Consider the following 21,369-nt stretch of genomic DNA (forward strand, 5'->3'; position numbering starts at 1 on the left):
CTACTCAGCTGGTAAATCGATCAATCACATTACGGGAGATTTTTGAAATATCCTGGTCCACCAGCATCGAAGTGATCCAGCAGATTGAACCGACCGAAAAGACTTCTCCGCCGGATGGCGTTTTATAGTGCACCATATCTGCGCCCCCTTCATCAGGATTGATACCTTGCGCAAGCAGTTGTACATTCGCTGGGGAACCGGGCGAGATTTTGTCGGTCTCATGTCCTGATGCACCGCCGGGAATCCGCATGTGCTGACTTTCTGTCCCAAACAGATCTTCGTTTTTCAAATTGGTTCCCTGAAAACACCAGTGCTGCTCATCAACGACTCGATAAGGCGCCCCCGTCATGATGCCAGCAAAAGAAAAGACAACTCCCAGTAGATTCGCTTCGGATTCCTGCCGCGCATGATAGCGACTTTCATACTTAGAATCCTTTTCAGGAATCGGCGGGTCCATGGCGACACCGCACCAACTGGTGCAGTCAGTATTGTGATAAACAATCCGTTCCTCATCCAGAAATTCCACCTCACAATTCAATCCATTTCCCCCCAGGTAAATCAATCGTCCTCCCGATTCATACACCCAGGTTTTCAAACGCTCATACATCTGCTTTGACCAGTATTCCGGATGTGAACTGAGAATCAAAACCTCATATTCATTTAAGGGGAGCTGATCGAAATGAAATTGTGTTTCACTGTAATAGTCGTATTCCAGTCCCTGCTCTTCCATCCATCCCAGCAGCCGCCACTCAGAATGCAACATGCCACATCCCATCCGACTGTAAATAGGATCTCGGAGTTGTTCTTCCAGATCAATGTGCAGATAAGGTTGTGGGCGTTCCAGCGATAAAGGAGGATAATCCTCAACATAATAGGCTCCGAAGGAAGGTTTCAGATACCGGCGTAATTCCTGCCGACTGTTGACGACAGGCGTATCTGGAAGCCCCTCGGGATTCAAATAGTTACTGCGTCCGCCGAAATTATTATAGGCGTTCCAGGTTAAATCACTGGCGAGAATCGCGATTTTTGACTGTGGGGTCCGGGGAGAGACCACCCAGGGAAACGTAAACTGCTGCCCGGACTGATTACTGAGATGGAACATATACAGTCCGGACCTGTCAGGTGCTGTAACGGTTTGCCTCTGTGTGACCGTGCGGTAGCCGACATTGTTCCAGTCCACACCTCTCCGGGTGTAATCACCATCAGGCGTGATCTGCAGATTCGCCAGGGGTGCATGATCGTCGAACGTACCGATCCGCCGAATGTATTCCTTCTCCTTGCCATATCGCCAGAGTTCCAACTGATACTCTGAAGTGGAATGGACACGAAACTCAGAAGCTTCTCCACTCTGAATACAACGAGGCCAGGCAAACCCGTACAGTTTCGTTGAGAGCAACCGGAAGTGATGGACCTGCCCGGTCTCTACTTTGAGTTGCACCCGTTTGGAACAATAGTCCCGATGCTGCAAAACGACCTCATAATTCCCTGGAGCAAGATCCGCAATGACAGCACCGGAAGCAGTCGAGCGCGTACTGATAAACTGACCTTCAGATTGAAATTCCACAGCCACGTCATATAAAGCGCGATAATCTTCGTCGCTGACATATCCAATTAACATCAGTTGTTCCTGCGAAAGTAAAAAAGCGTTCTGCGAGGCATCCTGTTTTGGATCGGTAGTATCGCCCCGTGTCGTCAAGAAGGGTGTGCCACATACTCTTTAGCAATTTTGACCGCTAACCCTCCCCCTTCATAGTACCCCATCGAAATCTCAGCGACGTGTGTCAGCAGATCATAAGCGCGCCAGCGGTTCCAGCCATAGTCTGCTTCCATCCACAAAATCAGTTGTGCAAATGCATCTGCTGTCGCCCTTTCCATCGGCGTGCCGCTGGATACGGTGATCAGCTCATTCGGTGATTCGATCCGGGGCCCGGCGATCGTTTTCTGCTTGATTAAATTAATTGTCAATGTAGTATGAGCCGCCATCTCCAGACCGGTCGCAGACAATTCACCTTGTCCCATCGCAGCGTGTGCATCTCCCAGATACAGCAAAGCTCCCGGAACGAATACCGGTAAATACAGAGTATTCCCCTCAGTCACCTCACGGATATCCATATTGCCGCCATGCGGTCCCGCGGGCATTGTACTGGGCATGCCATAAGCAGGCGTCGTGCCGATACAACCCAACATTGGCTGATAAGGAATTTTAATCTCATCGCTCCAATAGACAAAACCTTCACGGATCGGACAGACATGGGCACCATCCGGAACGTCAGTTCCCAGCCACTGACTGAGCTGTTTCGGGTTACCTGTATAAGTCGCACACTGTCCGTCCCGGGATTCAATAGCTTCAATTTTGATCGCCAGTGTATCCCCCGGTTCCGCCTGATTAATGAAAATCGGACCAGTCAACGGATTACTGAAGGGAACGGTGGATTTATCACGCAGGTCTCCTACTTTGCGGATCTGGCCGGAGAGCGCATCCTCTGATTCCACCCGGACTGTTTCCCCCGCCTCGATTCTGATACGTGGTTCTTGAAAGCGGTTGAATTCATAGTTCAATGAACCCAGTGAGATTTGATGCATTTAAGAATTCCTGTATCGGACTAATGTGCTATTGAGATTTACTGCATCGCTTCAATCAAGTTGCGATTTTAGCCATTTTGTAACAACTTCCTCCGGGGAGCCCATTTGATTATCTGCACGATCTATCAGTGTCAGGTCTTGTCCCCGTACCAGTTTTCGTGTCAAAGAATCGGTTTCCGAATCGGCAGGAATTGCGTGATAAACATCAGGGTGAAATACCACACAATCCCAGCCCCCTGCTCCAAAATTCAGGGAGTAGTTCATCGTCCACATCAGGCTGTGAATCAACTCTTCCTGATTGCCTGCTTTCGCAGTCGGGGGAATGGCCAGCAGGACCAGGTCCGGTTTACTGGGACGTACCAGTGCTTTGGCATCAGCTTCGATCTGACGATATGATTTGCCTGCCGTCTGCCAGGTAGTGACCTCCAGTTTCACATCAGGAGCGACTCTTTCAAACGCAGATTGAATAAGTTTATCCAGCGGAGGCATGGCGATCACTTTAACTGGTTTCTTCTCCTTGACCAATGATTGCACCCGGGGTATTGCCTGCGTTAACGGAGTAACATCGGCCAGCGAAATCGTTTTCCCGGTAATCGATTCCGCCATCAGTTCCGCCATTTTTTTGTGGCCCGTCATGTTCGGATGAATTTCATCACTCATCATCAGGCGCCAGCTTAATGCATCCCGATCTCTCACCGCATTCAGCTTTTGATAATTGTCACACAGCGGGACCTGGAGTTCCTGACAAACATCACGAACGACATCACAATACTTTACCAGTTTTTCAGCCGGGCGGCCTGAAGTCGTAATCACGGAATTAGGCGTGCATAACAAAACCTCGGCTCCGGCGTCACGACATTGCTGTACGATCTCCTTGAGATTTGCCCGGTATTGATCCAGGGAAACGCGTGTCATGTCATTCAGTCCAAACATGACTGTTACCAGATCCGGCTGATGCTTTATCACATCCCGCTTGATCCGCGATAAGGCATTGACAGTCGTATGTCCGCTGATCCCCGCATTGATCATCTTTAGTTTTGCCTCGGGAAACGTTTTTTCTAAAGCGATCCCCAGCATGTCGGTATAGGCACGTCGGCTCCCCGTGTGATAGTAAACCCCCGTCACACTGTCACCAAAGCAGGCTATTTTTGCTGGTTTTCCCGTTTTAAGTTTTGCAACCGTATTGGGAAACTCAGACGGTGCCGAAACAGATTTTTCTTTTTTCTTAAACCAGTCAGGTGGTACATCCAGTGTCCAGACTTCACTGTTCAGAGGCTGGGCATGACCTCCCGCCAGCCAGATTTTATCCTGAAACACAAATGCAGAATGTTCATGGCGTGCTTTCCAGACATGGTCTGACTTCAACTGCTTCCAGTGTTTCCCATCCTGCGAATACCAGGCGTCATTTTTATTGGCAGCCGGGTTATTTGACCAGCCTCCAATCACCCAGAGTCGATCACGATAGACGACCGTGGAAAACCAGAGCCGTTCATGCCAGGGCGCCTGGGCTGTTTCCTGCTTCCAGTTCACTCCGTCTTCTGAACTCCAGACATCATTTGTTGCATGGTATTCCGGAGTATAATTTCCGCCACCAAGAACGTACATTTTACCGTTTAAAACAGCTGCCTGATGATACGCGCGGGGAGACCAGCCAGCGTCTGCTGTTTCCTGCCTCCAGGTTTTTCCATCCGCCGAACTCCAGACATCATTTTTCAGGCTCTTCTGATCTCCAAAATAATAGTTTTCAGTCCCCCCCAGTAACCACAGCCGGTCTTTAAAAACAACCAGACCAGCAGCCAGACGGGGCGTCCACTCTGCATGTGGAGTTACCAGATCCCAGTTCTTACCGTCAACCGAAGACCAGACCTGATTTCCTGCTGAATGTCCTTTTAACCTCCCATTATACCAGCCTCCCATCAGCCACATTTTGTCTTTGAAGACAACCGTCATCGGCAGATCACTGTGAATCCACGGCGCTTCTTTCGTGACAAGTTTCCAGGATTTTCCATCAGCAGAATTCCACACATCGCGAGGCGGTGCTTCATACGAATTGAACCAGCCGCCAAAAATCCAAAGCTGATCTTGATAAACCAGTTCTCCCTGGGAATCCCGCGGTTGCCATCCCGCTTTTTCTGTGACTTGAACCCAATTCAGTTTCTGTTCATCAGCATAACTGAAATTACTAAACAGAAGTAATAAAAACAGGAACAGGAAAACAGGACGAATCATAATGGCTCCAGGTACTGGCTTTACTGGGGGAGAGTGAGCGGTCAGAGGAATCATAAGTGCCACAGAAGGAATCTGTTACATCTACGATACCCACCCTGTTTACAAGGTTGCAAGCGCGAGCTGCCTGTCATTCTGCAGTTCGAGAATTAATTTCAACCTGAAACAGACATCGCCATTGACAGCAATTCCCGGTTTCTGAACCCAGAATTCATCTGAGGAGCATCCCTTAGAACTGATGCCCTGGCTGGGGGCCGTTCTTTGTCAGCGTCAAGATTTCCGGACCCTCTTCAGTCATCAGAATCGTATGCTCGAATTGGGCAGAAAGTTTGTCGTCTTTCGTGCGGACTGTCCAGCCATCGCTACGATCTTCAACTGTTTTCCAGGTGCCGGCATTCAACATCGGTTCGATGGTAAAGCACATGCCCGGCAGTAATAATTCGCGTTCCGATCCCGAGACAGGATAATGGGGAATACCCGGATCAGTATGAAATTCACGACCAATCCCATGCCCCTGGTATTGACGGACGACACCATATCCCAGTTCTGTCGCGTAATTGTAGATCACTTCGCCGATTTCGATCACGCTGGATTCGGGTTGAATCGTATTAATTGCAAGAAACAAGGAATCGAAGGTAACCTGCACCAGTTTGCGGGCTTCCTCAGAAACGTTTCCTACCAGAAAGGTTTCTGATTGATCGCCGTACCAGCCATCGACGATGCTGGTAATATCAACATTGACAATATCACCCTCTTTAAGAACAGTATCATCGGGAATACCATGGCAGACCACTTCATTTATACTGATACAGCAACTTTTCGGAAAACCCATATAGCCTAATGTTGCCGGTGTGTGACCATGAGATACTGTGTACTCATGCACGATCGTATTGATTTCATCCGTGGTAATACCAGGTTTGACATAAGAGCGCAGATGATCCATCAGGCTGGCGTTAAACTGGGATGCGATTCTTAATCGTTCCCATTCGTAAGATTTATAGATGATTTGATTTCCAGACAAAATAACCGCCTCTATTTCAGATGTCAGTAAGATACTGTCGATAATATAAGCCGAGTTCAGCGAGAGTTTTTCATAGATTCATATGCAATGTCAGGTCCACCTTCATTTCAATACCTTCGATGGAATACTAAATTGACTCTATCAGCAGCGCAGGCTGTTATGATCAGATTCACAGTGTTTCATAGAATAAACAATTTGAAAAAGAATTCCTATGGTTGGAAAGCCTTCTAAGTTAAAGAAAAACAAGCCATTGCTGGGAAACCATCAGAAGTGCTGGATCTGGGGCAGAAACGCCGTCAGGGAAACTTTATCAGCCGGTTTCTGGCCGATATATGAACTGCACTTGTCTGATCGCCTCACGACAGAAGACCGAGAACAGATTGAACAACAAGCGACACTATTATCCGTTCCCGTTTTCATTTCGACTGATAAAGAACTCACGCAAAAATGTCGCGCCAGTGATCACCAGGGAATGATCGCAAAAATGGCACCGTTTCCTTATACATCGATTGATTTTTTCAATCAACAGGAAATCACTTCACCGCTCTACCTGATTCTGGATCGGATCCAGGACCCGTTTAATTTCGGGGCGATCATCCGGTCTGCGGAGATCATGGGCGCAGATGCTATTTTCTCAGGAACTCATGAGCAATGTGAAGTCACCAGCCTGGTCTGTCGCACTTCAGCAGGCGCTGTGAATCATGTTCCACTCGTACAGACAAGCGACCTGGTTTCCCTCTGTCGTGAATGGAAAAAAAACGGTCTCAGAGTCGTAGGAACCGCCATGCAGGCAGCAGAGGTTTTGACAGATTATGATTTCCGACAACCGACGGCAATGATCGTTGGTAATGAAGGAACCGGAATCAGCCCTGATCTTCTGGAGGAATGTACTGATCTGGTTCGCATCCCGCAACAGGGGCGAACTGAATCCCTGAATGTTGCTGTCTCAGCCAGTATCATACTGTATGAAGCAAGCCGTCAGCGTAATTTCCGTTAATACAAACTGAAGTTTAACCCGCCGAAGTTGTATCCGCTGTTCCTTCTTCAACAGGTACGGGATTACTGCCCACGAACCATTCACTCATTTTCTGAATGAGTACATACATTACAGGAACCATGAATACACCAAACAACGTGGCCGCAGACAGACCTGCCACCACGGCGGTTCCCAGTGCCTGTCGACTGGCGGCACCGGCTCCGGAGGCTATCGCCAGTGGAATCGCGCCTAAAATCGCACTGAAAGCGGTCATCAAAATTGGCCGGAATCGCAGATGGCAGGCTTCAATCGCAGCATCAGAAATTGATTTGCCTGACTCGCGCTGCAACTTGGCAAACTCCACAATCAGAATCGCATTTTTACTTGCCAGCGCAATCAGCAGGACAAAGCCCACCTGGGTGTAGATATTATTATCCAGCCCGCGCAACAGGGTGGCAAAGATCGCTCCAAAAATCCCCAGTGGAACTGACAGAATCACGGACAGCGGGATCGTCCAGCTTTCATACTGGGCACACAGGAACAGATATACGAATACCAGTGCCATCGCGAATATGAAGGGTGCCATATTACCGGCTTCAATCTGTTGATAGGCAATTCCCGTCCATTCATACCCAAACCCTTCTGGCAGGATTTCATTACATAATTGCTCCATCCTCGTGATTGCCTGACCAGAACTGTATCCAGCTGCAGGGTTACCTGTAATGGATGCTGTCGGATATAGATTGTAATGGTCGACTTCCTGCGGCCCGGCAGAATTATCCACTTTGACCAGCGTATTTAATGGTACCATCGAGCCTCTTTTGTCTCTGACTTTCAGCTGCCCGATATCTGATACTTTACTGCGATAATCTTCATCAGCCTGAACCATCACCTTAAATACACGATTGAAGATATTGAAATCGTTCACATAAGTAGAACCCAGATCTGCCTGAAGCGTATTAAAGACCGAGTCCAGTGGAACCCCCATCTTGATGGCTTTTTCCCGGTCTATATCCAGATAGACCTGCGGCACGGTGGCGCTGAAACTGGTATTAAGTCCCGTCACTACCGGATCTACGTTACCACGATCCATAATATCGGTGACTGCCATCTGCAGAACATCCATTCCGGCTGCATTCTTATCCTGGATCTGTATCTGAAATCCTCCGGCATTTCCCAACCCCTGAATGGCAGGAGGAATGAACGGGAAAGAGATCGATTCTTGAATCTGGGCCAGCTCAACATGCAGTTTTTTCACCAATGCAAACACATGCAGATCGGGAGCCTGTCGTTGATCCCAGTTCTCCAGAGCGATAATTGTTGTGGAATAGTTGGATGCATTCGAATTATTCAGAATTGAAAATCCGCCCATCGTGATCACATGTGTTGCTGAGGGCAGATCAGCGGAAATCTTATTAATCCGGTTTTGCACTTCACGCGTTCGACTCAACGAAGCCCCATCGGGCAATTGGGTATTGATGAAAATATATCCCTGGTCTTCGTTAGGCAGGAAGCCCCCTGGTACTGATACAAAACCTACCCCTGTAGCGGCAAAGATAGCAACCAGTGGAATGATCATGATAAAGGCGTGACGCACGAAGGATTTGACCAGTTTCATATAAACATTCTGAGACCGATCAAAGCACCAGTTAAACCCGCGGAAGAATAGTCCTCGACGTTCCTTTGTCTCACGTAACATGAATCCACACATTGCCGGACTCAAGGTCAATGCACAGACAGAAGAAAACAGGGTGGCAATCGAAATCGTAAGTGCGAACTGCCGATACAGGCGACCGGTAATTCCCGGCAGCACCATGGTCGGCACGAATACCGCCAGCAACACGAGGGTTGTCGCGATCACCGGCCCGGTAATTTCCATCATCGCGATTTCAGTGGCTTTTTTAGGTGAGCACTTTTCGGTATCCAGGATACGAGTCACGTTTTCTACAACCACAATCGCGTCATCCACCACGATCCCGATCACCAGCACGATCCCAAAAAGTGAAAGTGTATTAATTGTATAGCCCATCGCGAGCATCACTGCCATTGTTCCCAGCAGTGATACTGGAATCGTGACCGCGGGAATCAAAGTAGCTCTAAAATCCTGCAGAAAGACATAGATTACAATAAACACCAGCACCAGCGCCACAACGAGTGTTTTTACGACTTCATCAATGGACGCCGTCACAAATTCAGTCGAGTCGTAGGGAACCGAATATTCCAGTCCCTTGGGGAAATCCTGGGAAAGGCGTTCGAGTACTTTTCTGGACTGTTCTGCGACATCCAGCGCGTTAGCACCGGGTAACTGATAAATAGCGATCAGCGCTGCAGGCTTACCGTCCAGCTGAGAATAACCGGAATAACTCTGGGCACCGAGTTCCACGCGCCCGATATCTTTGATTCGCGTGATCTGCCCTTCCTGGCCAGTCTTGACAATAATATCTTCAAATTCTTCTGCGCTCGACAAACGTCCCAGTGTTGTTACTGTCAGCTGAAAGTCCTGATCTTTGGGACTGGGTTCCTGCCCGATTTGACCAGCGGCCACCTGGACGTTCTGTTGACGCAACGCGTCGACCACGTCGGTCGTCGTAATATTCCGCGTATCCATCTGGTTGGGATCCATCCAGATTCGCATCCCGAAATCGAGTGCGTTCACGATATTCACGTCACTGACACCACTGATCCGTGATAATTCATCATTAATATTGATCGTTGCATAGTTGCTCAAATAGAGCCCGTCGAAGGTCTCATCCGGCGAATTCAGAGCAACGACCAATGTCATGTTCGTCGATTTTTTCTGAGTCGTGACTCCCTCACGCTTCACATCTTCAGGCAGAGAGGGATTGGCAATGGCCACCCGGTTCTGAACCAGTACGTTGGCCATATCCAGATCCGTTCCCACATCGAACGTGACAGTCAACGTCATATTGCCGTCGCTGGTACTGCTGGAAGACATGTATAACATGTTCTCCACCCCGTTGACCTGTTCTTCAACAGGAGTAGCGACAGTATCAGCAACCACTTCCGCGTCAGCACCACGATAGGTGGCTGTCACAGCGACTGTCGGTGGGGTAATGTCTGGAAATAATTCCACCGGCAGTAGAGGTAATGCGAGGGCTCCGACGATCGCAATTACAATTGAAACCACACTGGCAAAAATCGGATGGTAGATAAAAAACCGGGAAAACATCGTCGTCCGTTTCGTTATTTTTAGAGATCAGAATCACAACCCAAAGGTAAAGCAGTCTAGTGAACTGGGAAATTCTTTATTTTGAGCTGGGTTTCGAGTCAGGCTGATTTTTGCCGGCTTTCGCATTGGTCTGGGATGCGGATCCCTGTTTAACGGATTCCGTAGCCGTAGTTTTGTTTGTAATCGTAACGGGACGACCAGGACGTGCACGTTGCAGCCCTTCATAAATATACTTCTCACCCGGCTTGATTCCTTTCAGAATCACCCGCATGTTGTCTTCCACCTGGCCAATTTCAACGGGCCGTTTCTCGACCATGTTTTTCTCACCAACGATGAGCAGATATTTACCTGCCAGATCGGTGCCGATCGCCACGTCATGTACCAGCATAGCTCCTGGAATAGGATTTCCGGGCACACGCACACGAACATAGACACCGGGATAAAGCAGCCTGCGAAGATTATTATCTTTACTGTTCTCATCCTTACCATTTTTAGTGGTTTTCGTTTGAGCAGCAGCAGGCATTTCCGGCCCCTCGACTTCAGGATTAGGAATCACTGCCCGTAACTGAATTGTTCCGGTTCCGGAATCGACCTTATTATCCCAGAAATCAACGGTCCCTTCATGCGGATAACCTTCTTCGTTGGACAATCCCACGTAAACTTTAATGGGATTAGGCCCCCCGGGATCTCTGCCGTTTTTTAAGGCATTCAGAAGAATTCTTTCGCTCACATCGAAATACACATAAATCGGATCCATGGCCACGATCGTAGTCAGCAGAGTATTCTCGCCAGACCCCACTAGGTTACCTGCATCAACCAGGTTACGACTGACAGATCCACTAATCGGTGCACTGATACTCGTATATCCCAGATTGATTTTTGCCTGTTCAATATCTGCTTTGGCACCGTCCACTGCCGCCTGAGCCCGTTCCTGGTCTGCTCTCGCATCATCGACATCCTGTGGTGTAACTGCCTGTTTCTTTAATAGAATGAGGTTACGCTCCAGAGTTGCATTGGCATCAATTAATTGTGCATTGGCTGCTTCCAGCGCTGCCTGGGCTTTATCCAGTGTTGCCTGATATTGATTGCGTTGAATCTCAAACAGCAACTGCCCCTGCTTTACTTCTTCTGAGGGAGTGAAGAGAACTTTTTCCAGAATGCCATCGGCACGCGCACGAATGTCAACAGATGCAATTGACTCCAGACTTCCCGTAAAGTCCTGATTAAAAATCACTGTCTTCTGTAATGGTTCCGCGACTGTCACAGCGGGGGGCTTCATCTGCGGAGGGGGAGGCGTGGAATTACAGCCAAACAGGAAAAGGAAGGGACACAGTAAACCGGAAATTCTCAGATCAAACAAACATGTGGGCAATACGTTCACAGTTCTCCCTTTAAATCTCGAACAAGACCTGCATGTCTTGTAGAATCAACGAAACTTACCAGCGACCAATTCACATGGGCCGGATTAACAGGCATACTACTAATATAATCACCTGAATTGCAATTCTCATTTCCGTGAAAACGAGAGTGGAACCGAAAGATGCATGAATCTTCACTATTGCCTGCCACCTGGAATGTACCAGTAGAGTTCAGAGATCGTCTGGGAAAACAGGTAGGCCGTCAACGGACTATGATTGCGGAAGGCCACGCACTCATCATTTTACACGCGCCCCCCCATCCGGATGACATGAACCGTAAAGGTCGATTTTTCTGGCGGGAACCTGATGGCACCTGGCATGCTACTGAATTCAAAGGAGGCCCTGATGCACTCAACCAGCATCTGGATGAATTTCAGCAGTTGCTGGAAGAGTTTGACGATAAGGTAGATGAGGCAACGAATTCACTGGAATACCTGGAAGTGCTTAATCATCTAGGACCGGTTTATCGTGCGCTCTGTCATATGACCCAGGCCCTGCAGATCGCACGGGAAGCGATCCCGAAAGACAAACTGATCATCGATTTTCGGGACAGCTCCTACCGTCTGGAGCGTGCCGCAGAACTGCTGATCGAGGATGCGAAAAATGCACTGGAATATGTGGTCGCCAAACAGGCCGAAGAACAGGCCAGAGTTTCTGCCCGTATCGAATTGTCATCGCACCGCCTGAATCTTCTGATCGCTTATTTTTTTCCCATCGCCACACTCAGTGCCATCTTCGGCTCCAATTTCCAGCATGGATATGAAAAACACTTGACTCCCTGGCCCTTCTGGATCATGGTGGCAACAGGTCTGGCATTAGGATTTGTAATTCATCTCTTTCTCAAGCGGGGCTCCAGGTGATGTCACACGCAGCCCTCGCTTCTATGGAGATTCGATCCTGCTACTTGTCCATCCGGCTTTGAAGCCACATAGCGTTTTCAACATCTGTTCTCTTAAAACGGGAGTCTGACACATCAAAGGCAGAAACAGATCACGCCCCCAGCCCTTTAGCCAGCCATCCGATTGAAAAAACGGAGTCAACCAGCGAGTGACCTGTTGATAGTATAGAATCTTTTGTCTTCGCAACGCTTCGTACTGACGACATGCGGTCGCAAATTCGGCTGTGTTCTTCAGGCATTCCGTGAACTCCCAGACATCTTCCAGAGCCAGGTTGGCTCCCTGTCCCAGATGCGGACTGGTAGGGTGGGCGGCATCGCCGAGAAAGACAATTCGATCAGTCCAGCAGGATTTCATTGATACATCGCGATAGGTGGTAAATGTCAACTCTGCGAAAGAGTCAATTTGTGCCAGTATCTCTTCTGCCCGGGGACAGAGCTGCCTGACATCCTCTTTCCAGACCTCGATTCCCTGTCGCTGATAATCTGCGAACTGATCCGCTGTCAAACCCCAGAAGAAACTGCACTGGTTCTTCCCAATCGGAAGCAGCCCCACCAGTTTTTTTGTCCCTTCCACCATTTGTAACAACCGGTCCGAGACTGCAGTACAGGAACCGGTTTTCCAGAGTGCCCCGTATTCGTAATCGATACTCCGATGACGTATCCCTGCAGCATTGCGCAATATCGAGCGGGCACCATCTGTCGCCACAATGCAGTCAAAGGCTTCACTTTGCTCATCTTCATCCATTGCCAGGACCACGCCATCAGTTGTATGAGTGAAACCGGATATTCGCGCATTCTCCCTGATCTCGGCTCCTGCCTTGATGCTTAAATCCAGCAGTGAGCTGAACAGCAGCCCGCGATGTACTCCCAGACCGAAAAGCTGTCTTCGCAAGCGTTGATACTCCAGAAAAACCAGTCGCCCGCCCGTATGTTTGATTGCTTCGATATAATCCAGCCGGGCAGACTGATGTTCTATTTGATCATAAATCCCCAGATGCTTTAACACCGTCTGACCAATGGGCTGAATCAGAATTCCTGCCCCTACGGGCCTGCATTTTTCAGCCTGTTCAAAGATTGTGACGGCGTGTCCCTGTTGCGAAAGTAGAAATCCGGCAGCGGTTCCCGCAATACCACATCCTGTAATCGCTATTTTCATGATTGACTCTCTACAGGGAATCGCCTGCTCTCGGATTAAACTGCCATGACAGAATGCTCTTCTTAGCGAATCATAGACTTTCTGAGAAGCCGAATTTAAACAGGCAGGTAACGCTTTCTATTCTACTGCTGATAATTTATCTTTATTGAAGCTGTGCTCATCCATGATCTGAAATTCCAGGAGTTGCAACCATGAGAATTGCCACCGGCGGTGTGCTGCATGAAACCAGTACCTATTCCAGCCTTCCCACCACACTTGACGATTTCATCAATGACCGGGGATTATTTCGTGGTCAGGAAATTATGGAAACGTTCCCGGGAGCAAATGTCTGTATCGGCGGATTCATCGATGGTGCCAAAAAACATGGTTTTGAATTAATCCCACTGCTGTGGACTTTTGCTTTTCCCAGTGGCCTGATCGAGCGGAAAACCTATGACGATCTACTGGCTGAATTCCTGGAACGCCTGAAATCAGAGGAAGAGAAACACGGTCCTGTCGATGGCGTACTGCTTGATTTGCATGGAGCCATGGTGATCGATGGCATCGAGGATGGCGACGGGCACTTCATCTCTAAGGTCAGAGAATACATCGGCCCCGACCGCCCCATTCTGGTCACCCCCGACATGCACGGCAATCATTCTCAACTCCGCGTCGAACAGGCAACCGCGATTTTAGGTTACGATACGTATCCGCATATTGACATGAATGAACGGGGACAGGAAGCTGCCGACCTCATTGTGAAAATTATTAATGGTGAAGTGAAACCGGTTATGACTCTTCGTCAGATCCCCCTGTTCTGGAGCACTGCCTGCCAGGTAACCGCTCACATGCCCATGAAAGAAGTCATGGACTATGCACACGAAATCGAAACGCGTCCTGGCATCCTCGGTGTGACAGTCTCGACTGGTTTCCCATGGGCAGACGTGCCCGATGTGGGACCTTCACTGATTGTGGTCGCTGACAATGACCAGGATCTGGCAGACAAGACCGCGGAAGAATTCGGCACCTGGATCTGGGAGCGCCGTCGCTGCTGGTACAAACTGCCGTTCACAGTCACAGACGCACTTAAACAGGGAGAGGAGATCGGCAAATACCCGATTATCCTCGCCGATCATGCTGACAATACAGGTGGTGGCACAGCCGGCGACTCTACTGAAATCCTGCAAACTTTCCTGGATCAGAAACTCGATAAAGCGTTAATTCTGTATATCGTCGATCCCGATGTTGTCGCGCTGGCCCAGAAAGCAGGAGTGGGAGGCGAGATTGAAACAGAAGTCGGAGGTAAATCAGACCCGATTCAGGGTCCTCCGGTAAAAATGAAAGCGGAAGTCAAAGCACTCTCAGAAGGAAAATTCCTATATGATGGGCCCATGTACGCGGGTCTGACTGGAAATATGGGTCCATCGGCCTGGATTCAGCAGGACGGTGTCTCCGTGGTCGTTGTGAAAGCCCGGGAACAACCTTTCGGACCGGCCTTCTCCAAAACACTGGGAATCGACTGTGAATCGATGAAATATATAGCAGTGAAATCGTCAGCTCATTTCCGAGCCAGTTTTGAACCGTTTGCCGGTTCCATATTTAACGTGGAGGCAAAAGCCATCCACACGCACGATTTCGCAAAGCTCAACCACCAGAGGAGAAACCGGGACTTTTATCCGGTTGAAATCCCCTACGACAGCGCACCAGAAGTTTAGACTGTGTCGAGTCTCAGCCTTTGACCTTAAACCCCATTTGCAGTAATGCTTCACGCACACGGTCCAGCTGGTCGCCTTGAATTTCGAGTTCATCCTCTTTCAGAGCACCGCCGGCGCCACAACGGTCTTTCAGTTGTTTCAAAAGTTCTGGCAGATCATTGCCCTCGATGGGCAACCCGCGGACGACCGTAACACGTTTGCCCTTTTTACGTTTTTCTATCGCCAGTTTCGCCGTCTGCTGCCCTGGGGGAATCCGAAACGCTGGCTCGGGAGGGCAGATACATTCTTCTTCCAGTTGCTCACATTTTTCACAACGGGGAGGACGGTCAAAGGGAGTCCCTTCAAATAAGCGCATGAGTGTCCTTTCAAACGGAATCAAATTAAGAAACCCGTGACTCCAGTTCTTCCCAGCGTTCCAGTAAGTATTCCAGTTCCTGCTGAATCACTGACAAACGTGAAGTTGCATCAGCAATCACTTCAGCCGACTGTTTGAAAAACTCCGGAGAAGCCATATTCGCCTGAAGTTCAACCTGCTCCTGCTCGAGTTGTTCAATTCGTTGTGGAATCTCTTTCAGTTCCCGTTCTTCCTTAAAACTCAACTTGATTACTTTGGGCTTCTCAACCTGGGGCACTGCCTTGACCTGTGATTCAACCGTCTCATTTGCCGCTTTCTCATTTTTCTGAGACTGCAGTAGATAGTCATCGTAGCCGCCCGCGTATTCTTTAACCTCCCCTCCTTCTTCAAACACCAAAGTCGCGGTAACGACATTGTTCAAAAAGGCACGGTCGTGGCTTACCAGCAATAATGTTCCCGGATGATTGCAGATGAGCTCTTCCAGAAGCTCGAGGGTCTCAGCATCCAGATCGTTTGTTGGTTCGTCCAGTACCATCAGATTCGTCGGTCGTGTGAACAACTTCGCCAGTAGCAGGCGATTTCGTTCTCCCCCCGAAAGATAGCGGGCCGGTCGACGTGCCCGCTCGGGGGTAAACAGAAAGTCCTGCAGATAACCATAAATATTTCTGGGCTGCCCGTTAATCGTCAGTGTCTGCTGACCTTCCCCGACGTTTTCGATGACTGTTTTTTCTTCTTCGATCTGTTCGCGTAACTGATCGAAGTAGAGAATTTCCAGATTGGTTCCCTGTCGAATCGTCCCCGAATCCGGCTTCAGTTCGCCAAGCAACAGTTTCAGCAGTGTGGTTTTCCCGGCGCCATTACGGCCAATAATTCCGATCTTGTCGCCGCGTGAGACCAGGGTTGTCAGATTTCGAATCACAGGTTCATCACCATACGAGAATGTCACATTCTTCGCTTCGATCACCAACTGGCCGGAGCGATCGGCGGTCGCAACCTGCATGTTGACATTTCCGACTCGACTTTGTCGCTGGCTGCGTTCTTCACGCATTTTTTTCAATGCCCGTACACGCCCTTCGTTTCGTGTCCGGCGCGCTTTGATCCCCTGTCGAATCCAGACTTCTTCCTCTGCCAGCTTCTTGTCAAACAGCGCGTTCTGTTTTTCCTCTGCGTCCAGAAATGCTTCTTTTCGTTTGAGGAACGTGTCATAATCGCAGGTCCAGTCATAGATCTTGCCGCGATCAATTTCAATGATCCGCGTGGCCAGCGACTGTAAAAATACCCGGTCGTGAGTTACAAACAACAGGGTACCTTCATACGACTGTAGAAACTGCTCCAGCCACTTGATTGCCGGGATATCCAGGTGGTTGGTCGGTTCATCCAACAAAAGTATATCGGGCGATTGTACGATCGAAGCTGCCAGGAGCACACGTCGTTTCATGCCGGAAGACAATGCTTCGAAATTGTCATCACCGTTAAGTTCCATCCGGGAGAGAATCCGCTCGACAGCATGTTCGGTCTCCCAGTCATGTTCAAAGAACGGCGCCGCAGCCTCTGCTACATAATCGTGAATTCGTCCTGAGTAGCCTCCGGGAACTTCCTGGATCAAGCGGGCAATCCGCACATCTTTGTCCCGTTTGATTTGTCCATCATCGGGATCTAATTCTCCGGCGATCATCTTCATCAGCGTCGATTTTCCCGCACCATTCCGCCCCAGCAGACCGATACGCTCGCCCGTATATATTTCCAGACTGATTTCATCCAGCAGCGGAGGCCCACTCCATGTAAAGGAGACTTGATTAATACTCAACAGCGACATACCGCGATACTTCCGATCATACTGCTATAAAAAAACCCGACTCTGAAAGTCGGGTATCCTCGAGACACCGGCATAGTATGTTCAACTCAGTTGATTTCTGCAATACCTGCGCCAAGAGTCTATCGTGTGATGATCAGGATCAAACAGAATTACAGGCGGCGTCTGCCTGACAACAGCCCCAGAACCGCACAAAACAGCGCTGCACCGATGATCGACCAGACAATGGGATAATCTCTGCCTCCCAGATTTAAAGAGAAGATCTCAGGCAGCCCCAGCAGCATGGCTAATTTACTCCCCAGCAGCGCGCCGATAAAACCCAGCGCGATGGAGACCAGACAGCCGCCACGTGTACTACCTGCCAGTCCCCTGGCAATGCTGCCACAAAGTCCGGCCACGACCAGTAAAATGATCAACTCTGTCAGGTCCATGAAATTCCTCAACTGCTTCTGAATACTTAGTTATGACTGATTTCAAAATCACGTGGGAAAAGAGTACTTCTGGTAAACATACTCTAAAACGCATCACATTTAACTATAAATATCTCACAATCTAATATACTCAGGCCATACACCCCGGGAGACGCTACAGTAAAACTGGACACAGTCTAGGTCAGAATTGAGAGTCTGTCCAGACGCAGATTTCAGAGCAATATTCTCATCTGATTGAGCAGTGGCAATTCATTTCATATTTCTGTTTGTTGATCTGAAATACTCGCCCCCGGTATGGCATTTTGTTAGCATGATACAAGACAATAGAAACCAGCAAACATGATATTACTGAATTTACCTGCAACAGAGAGGTCCCATCGTGCGTTCATTGCTTCGACCTGTTTTTTTCTTACTCACATTTCTGATCTTCACTTCATATACCCAGGCTGAAGAAAAATCAGACCAGACAGATCCAGCCCTGGTCCCCCCTCCCATCAATATCAACCCTGGCAAAGAATATGCAGATAATACCCGAATGTTCCAGGGGATTCCCGGTCTGTCACGCGCTGACAACGGGCGTCTGTGGGCACTCTGGTACGCCGGTGGAACGGGTGAAGGTGAACTGAATTATGTCGTGCTCGTCACCAGTGGTGATGATGGCAAAACCTGGTCGGGTCCCAAACTGGTCATTGATCCCCCTGGCCCTGTCCGTGCGTATGACCCGGCCATCTGGCATGATCCCAGTGGTCGCATGTGGGTCTTCTGGGCGCAATCCTATCGCTGGTGGGATGGTCGCAGTGGGGTCTGGGCAATTACGACGGACGATTCCGATCAGGAAAGCCCGAAATGGACAGAACCCCGCCGCCTGTGTAACGGCATTATGATGAATAAACCAACGGTTCTCTCGAATGGAGACTGGCTGCTGCCTGTTGCGATCTGGAAACAACCTGCCATCAAATCCATAGAACACCGTTTTGATCTGCCTGAAGAACGCGGCGGAAATATTTTCATTTCAAAAGATCAGGGCAAAACGTTCCAGTTGCTGGGACAAACCGATGTTCCCGAGCGAACATTCGACGAACACATGATTGTGGAACGGAAAGACAACAGCCTCTGGACCCTGGTCAGAACCCGCTATGGGATTGGGGAATCCAGTTCCACTGATGGGGGAAAGACATGGTCAGACGGAAAAGCATCTGACATCCCGCATGTGAATGCCCGGTTTTTCATTCGACGTCTGAAATCAGGGAATCTGCTACTGGTCCGACATAACCCAGCAGACAAAAAGAGCCGCCGTGATTTGACTGCGTTTCTCTCTCAAGATGAAGGAAAAACCTGGCAGGGTGGCTTGCTTCTGGATGAACGATCGGGCGTTTCGTATCCGGATGGAGTTCAAAGTGAAGATGGTACGATTTACATTATCTATGATTTTGCACGAACCCGTGATAAGAAAATCCTGATGGCAACCTTTACGGAAGAAGATGTTCTGGCGGGCAAACCAGTCTCCGATAAAGCACGTCTGCGTGTTCTCGTCAATCAGGCAACAGGATCCAAAAAATAAGCATTCCAGATTCTAAAATGAGTTGATTTGATCAGAGGGACTGACGTATGCGACATGTTCTGTATTATCTTTGTATCAGTTTCAACTTGTTTCTGATAACCCCGCTCATTGCGGCAGAACAACGAAATGTTCTGATACTGTTTTCTGACAATCAGAACTGGAACGATTGTGGCTGCTATGGAAATCCCGTCGTTAAAACTCCTCACATTGATCAGCTGGCTCGTGAAGGAACCCGCTACCAGCATGCTTTCGCGACAACCGCTTCCTGCGGGCCCTCGCGTGGCGTCCTCTACACGGGACTGCATGTGCACGCCAACGGACAGTATGGACACCCGCATGGCGACCATAACTTTAGATTGAAACCAAAAGTCGAAACGGTTTTTGCTCTGCTGGATCAAAATCAGTATCGCACGGGAATGATCGGGAAATACCACCTCTACCCGGAAGACAGCACCATCGATTTTCAACCCAAAGTCAGCGGCTACCATGTCAAAGCGATGGCAGATCTGGCAACGGAGTTTATGAATCAGAAGAGCAAGAAACCCTTTTTCCTGGTAATGGGATATCACGATCCCCATCCCACTTCGCGCACACAACCGGAATGGGGCGTTAAAACCAGAGAATCGGGGATGTCACTCACAATCTATGACCCGCAACAAATTCCGGTTCCCTCTTATCTGCCCGACCGCCCTGAAGTCCGCGCGGGATTAGCCGGTTATTACCAGCAGATCAGCTATCTGGATGAAGGCATCGGCCGCGTCCTGAAAGCGCTGAAAGATTCAGGTCAGGCAGAAAACACTTTAGTCATATTCACCAGCGATCATGGATCTTCTGAACCGGGCGCGATGGCGAATCACTATGATCCCGGTGTGCGTATCCCTCTCATTGTCCGTGATCCCAGACAACCCGAGTCAGAACAGGGAGTGATCTCCGATGCGATGGTTTCCCTTCTGGATTTGACTCCGACCGTTCTCGACTGGACGAATACAAAAGGACCGAAATACAAACTGCACGGTCGCAGTATCCTGCCGACAGTAGGAAAAGAACATACGCCCGGCTGGGATGATGTCAGTCTGAGTCATGTGTTTCATGAAGTGACCATGTATTATCCCATGCGAACACTGCGAACTCGCGATTATAAACTGATCTGGAACCTGGAATGGCGTTCAAAATACCCACTTCCCATCGATACGCTCTCACGCGCAACATGGAACGAAACCTTAAGACTCCAGGCCCCCGTAATTGGTCAGCGTAGTGTGCACAAATTCCTGTTTCGGGACGAAGTCGAACTATATGATCTCCAACAGGATCCGGATGAGGTGATCAACCTGGCCTGCCAGCCTGAATATCAGGATTTGCGAAAAGAACTCTCTCTGAAACTGCTGAAACAGTTAAAACAGACCGATGACCTGTGGCTCAAACAGTATACCCTGCCAATTTCCTGCGTCTCGGAGTCTGACGAACAAACTACTGAGTACAAGCCACTCTTCAATGGTCACGACTTAACCGGCTGGACGCTGAAACGGGCTAACCGAAAGGGATATCATGTCGAACAGGGTAAACTGGTCTGCCCCGCCGATGGGGGCGGATTTCTGTTTACGGAAAAAGAGTACTCAGACTTCAGCCTGAAGTTTGATTTCAAACTGACCAAGGCTGCCAACAACGGGATTGCAATCCGCTGTCCCCTGGTAGACCAGAAACCGGCCTATGAAGGGATGGAAATCCAGGTGCTCGATAATAAAGGGTATCCGAAAAAACTGAAACCGACCCAATATCACGGTTCGGTTTACGATGTGGTTCCGGCAAAACGCGGCGCACTGAAACCAGTCGGCGAATGGAATCAGGAAGAAATCATCTGTCGCGGTTCAAAAATCACGGTCATTGTGAATGACATTCCCATTTTACAAACTGATCTGGCTGATATCAAAGACAAACAGGTGCTCGCCCGACATCCTGGGCTCAAGAACCAGAGTGGTCATATTGGACTCCTGGGGCATGGCAGCCACGTGGAGTATAAAAATATTCGCATCAAAGAATTTTAAGCCTC

Annotated in this window: 15 protein-coding genes; 5 read left to right on the forward strand and 10 right to left on the reverse strand. The window is 49.2% G+C overall.

What is annotated here, in order from left to right; genetic code table 11:
- Window positions 1-4: 4 nt before the first annotated feature.
- The 4 genes from ACN0YH_RS01380 to map all read right to left on the reverse strand — a co-directional run bounded on the left by ACN0YH_RS01380 (window position 5) and on the right by map (window position 5,830).
- A complete protein-coding gene (locus ACN0YH_RS01380; RefSeq protein WP_417377764.1) occupies window positions 5-1,618 on the reverse strand; it encodes a N,N-dimethylformamidase beta subunit family domain-containing protein in 1,614 nt (537 codons plus the stop codon).
- A gap of 74 nt (window positions 1,619-1,692) precedes the next feature.
- Window positions 1,693-2,583 (reverse strand): acetamidase/formamidase family protein, encoded by an 891-nt coding sequence (locus ACN0YH_RS01385; RefSeq protein ID WP_417377765.1) that lies wholly within the window; start codon window positions 2,581-2,583, stop codon window positions 1,693-1,695.
- Between the two features lie 51 nt (window positions 2,584-2,634).
- Entirely contained in the window at window positions 2,635-4,812 is a 2,178-nt protein-coding gene (locus tag ACN0YH_RS01390; protein ID WP_417377766.1) for a GDSL-type esterase/lipase family protein, read from the reverse strand.
- 226 nt (window positions 4,813-5,038) lie between these two features.
- Window positions 5,039-5,830, reverse strand: coding sequence for a type I methionyl aminopeptidase (gene map, locus ACN0YH_RS01395; RefSeq protein ID WP_417377767.1), 792 nt, complete (start codon window positions 5,828-5,830; stop codon window positions 5,039-5,041).
- Between the two features lie 211 nt (window positions 5,831-6,041).
- On the opposite strand from map, the gene rlmB reads away from it, so the two are divergent.
- Window positions 6,042-6,827, forward strand: a complete 786-nt coding sequence (gene rlmB / locus ACN0YH_RS01400) for a 23S rRNA (guanosine(2251)-2'-O)-methyltransferase RlmB (RefSeq protein WP_417377768.1) — start codon at window positions 6,042-6,044, stop codon at window positions 6,825-6,827.
- 13 nt (window positions 6,828-6,840) lie between these two features.
- Here rlmB and ACN0YH_RS01405 read toward each other — a convergent pair whose 3' ends face one another.
- Both ACN0YH_RS01405 and ACN0YH_RS01410 read right to left on the reverse strand, forming a co-directional pair.
- Window positions 6,841-9,996 (reverse strand): efflux RND transporter permease subunit, encoded by a 3,156-nt coding sequence (locus ACN0YH_RS01405; RefSeq protein ID WP_417377769.1) that lies wholly within the window; start codon window positions 9,994-9,996, stop codon window positions 6,841-6,843.
- A 76-nt stretch (window positions 9,997-10,072) separates the two neighbouring features.
- Window positions 10,073-11,377: an efflux RND transporter periplasmic adaptor subunit gene (locus ACN0YH_RS01410; protein ID WP_417377770.1), complete on the reverse strand. Its 1,305-nt coding sequence runs from the start codon at window positions 11,375-11,377 to the stop codon at window positions 10,073-10,075.
- A gap of 159 nt (window positions 11,378-11,536) precedes the next feature.
- On the opposite strand from ACN0YH_RS01410, the gene ACN0YH_RS01415 reads away from it, so the two are divergent.
- Complete coding sequence (locus tag ACN0YH_RS01415; RefSeq protein ID WP_417377771.1) at window positions 11,537-12,274, forward strand: CorA family divalent cation transporter; 738 nt, start codon at window positions 11,537-11,539, stop codon at window positions 12,272-12,274.
- Between the two features lie 21 nt (window positions 12,275-12,295).
- On the opposite strand, the gene ACN0YH_RS01420 is transcribed toward ACN0YH_RS01415, so the two are convergent.
- A complete protein-coding gene (locus tag ACN0YH_RS01420; RefSeq protein WP_417377772.1) occupies window positions 12,296-13,468 on the reverse strand; it encodes an FAD-dependent oxidoreductase in 1,173 nt (390 codons plus the stop codon).
- 191 nt (window positions 13,469-13,659) lie between these two features.
- Here ACN0YH_RS01420 and ACN0YH_RS01425 point away from each other — a divergent pair, with 191 nt between their 5' ends.
- The gene (locus ACN0YH_RS01425) at window positions 13,660-15,162 is read left to right on the forward strand and encodes a M81 family metallopeptidase (protein WP_417377773.1); all 1,503 of its coding nucleotides are present in this window, start codon (window positions 13,660-13,662) and stop codon (window positions 15,160-15,162) included.
- Between the two features lie 13 nt (window positions 15,163-15,175).
- Here the strand turns inward: ACN0YH_RS01425 and ACN0YH_RS01430 are convergent, their stop codons facing one another.
- The 3 genes from ACN0YH_RS01430 to ACN0YH_RS01440 all read right to left on the reverse strand — a co-directional run bounded on the left by ACN0YH_RS01430 (window position 15,176) and on the right by ACN0YH_RS01440 (window position 17,761).
- Entirely contained in the window at window positions 15,176-15,517 is a 342-nt protein-coding gene (locus ACN0YH_RS01430; protein ID WP_417377774.1) for a translation initiation factor, read from the reverse strand.
- Between the two features lie 25 nt (window positions 15,518-15,542).
- Window positions 15,543-17,333, reverse strand: a complete 1,791-nt coding sequence (locus ACN0YH_RS01435; RefSeq protein WP_417377775.1) for an ATP-binding cassette domain-containing protein — start codon at window positions 17,331-17,333, stop codon at window positions 15,543-15,545.
- Window positions 17,334-17,482: 149 nt separating this feature from the next.
- On the reverse strand, window positions 17,483-17,761 hold the full coding sequence (locus tag ACN0YH_RS01440) for a GlsB/YeaQ/YmgE family stress response membrane protein (protein WP_417377776.1): 279 nt from the start codon (window positions 17,759-17,761) through the stop codon (window positions 17,483-17,485).
- A 379-nt stretch (window positions 17,762-18,140) separates the two neighbouring features.
- Between ACN0YH_RS01440 and ACN0YH_RS01445 the strand changes: the two genes are divergently transcribed.
- On the forward strand, window positions 18,141-19,322 hold the full coding sequence (locus ACN0YH_RS01445; protein ID WP_417377777.1) for a sialidase family protein: 1,182 nt from the start codon (window positions 18,141-18,143) through the stop codon (window positions 19,320-19,322).
- Between the two features lie 47 nt (window positions 19,323-19,369).
- Window positions 19,370-21,364, forward strand: coding sequence for a sulfatase-like hydrolase/transferase (locus tag ACN0YH_RS01450; RefSeq protein WP_417377778.1), 1,995 nt, complete (start codon window positions 19,370-19,372; stop codon window positions 21,362-21,364).
- Window positions 21,365-21,369: the final 5 nt, after the last annotated feature.

It is taken from the genome of Gimesia sp., assembly GCF_048262075.1.
Taxonomy (GTDB): domain Bacteria; phylum Planctomycetota; class Planctomycetia; order Planctomycetales; family Planctomycetaceae; genus Gimesia.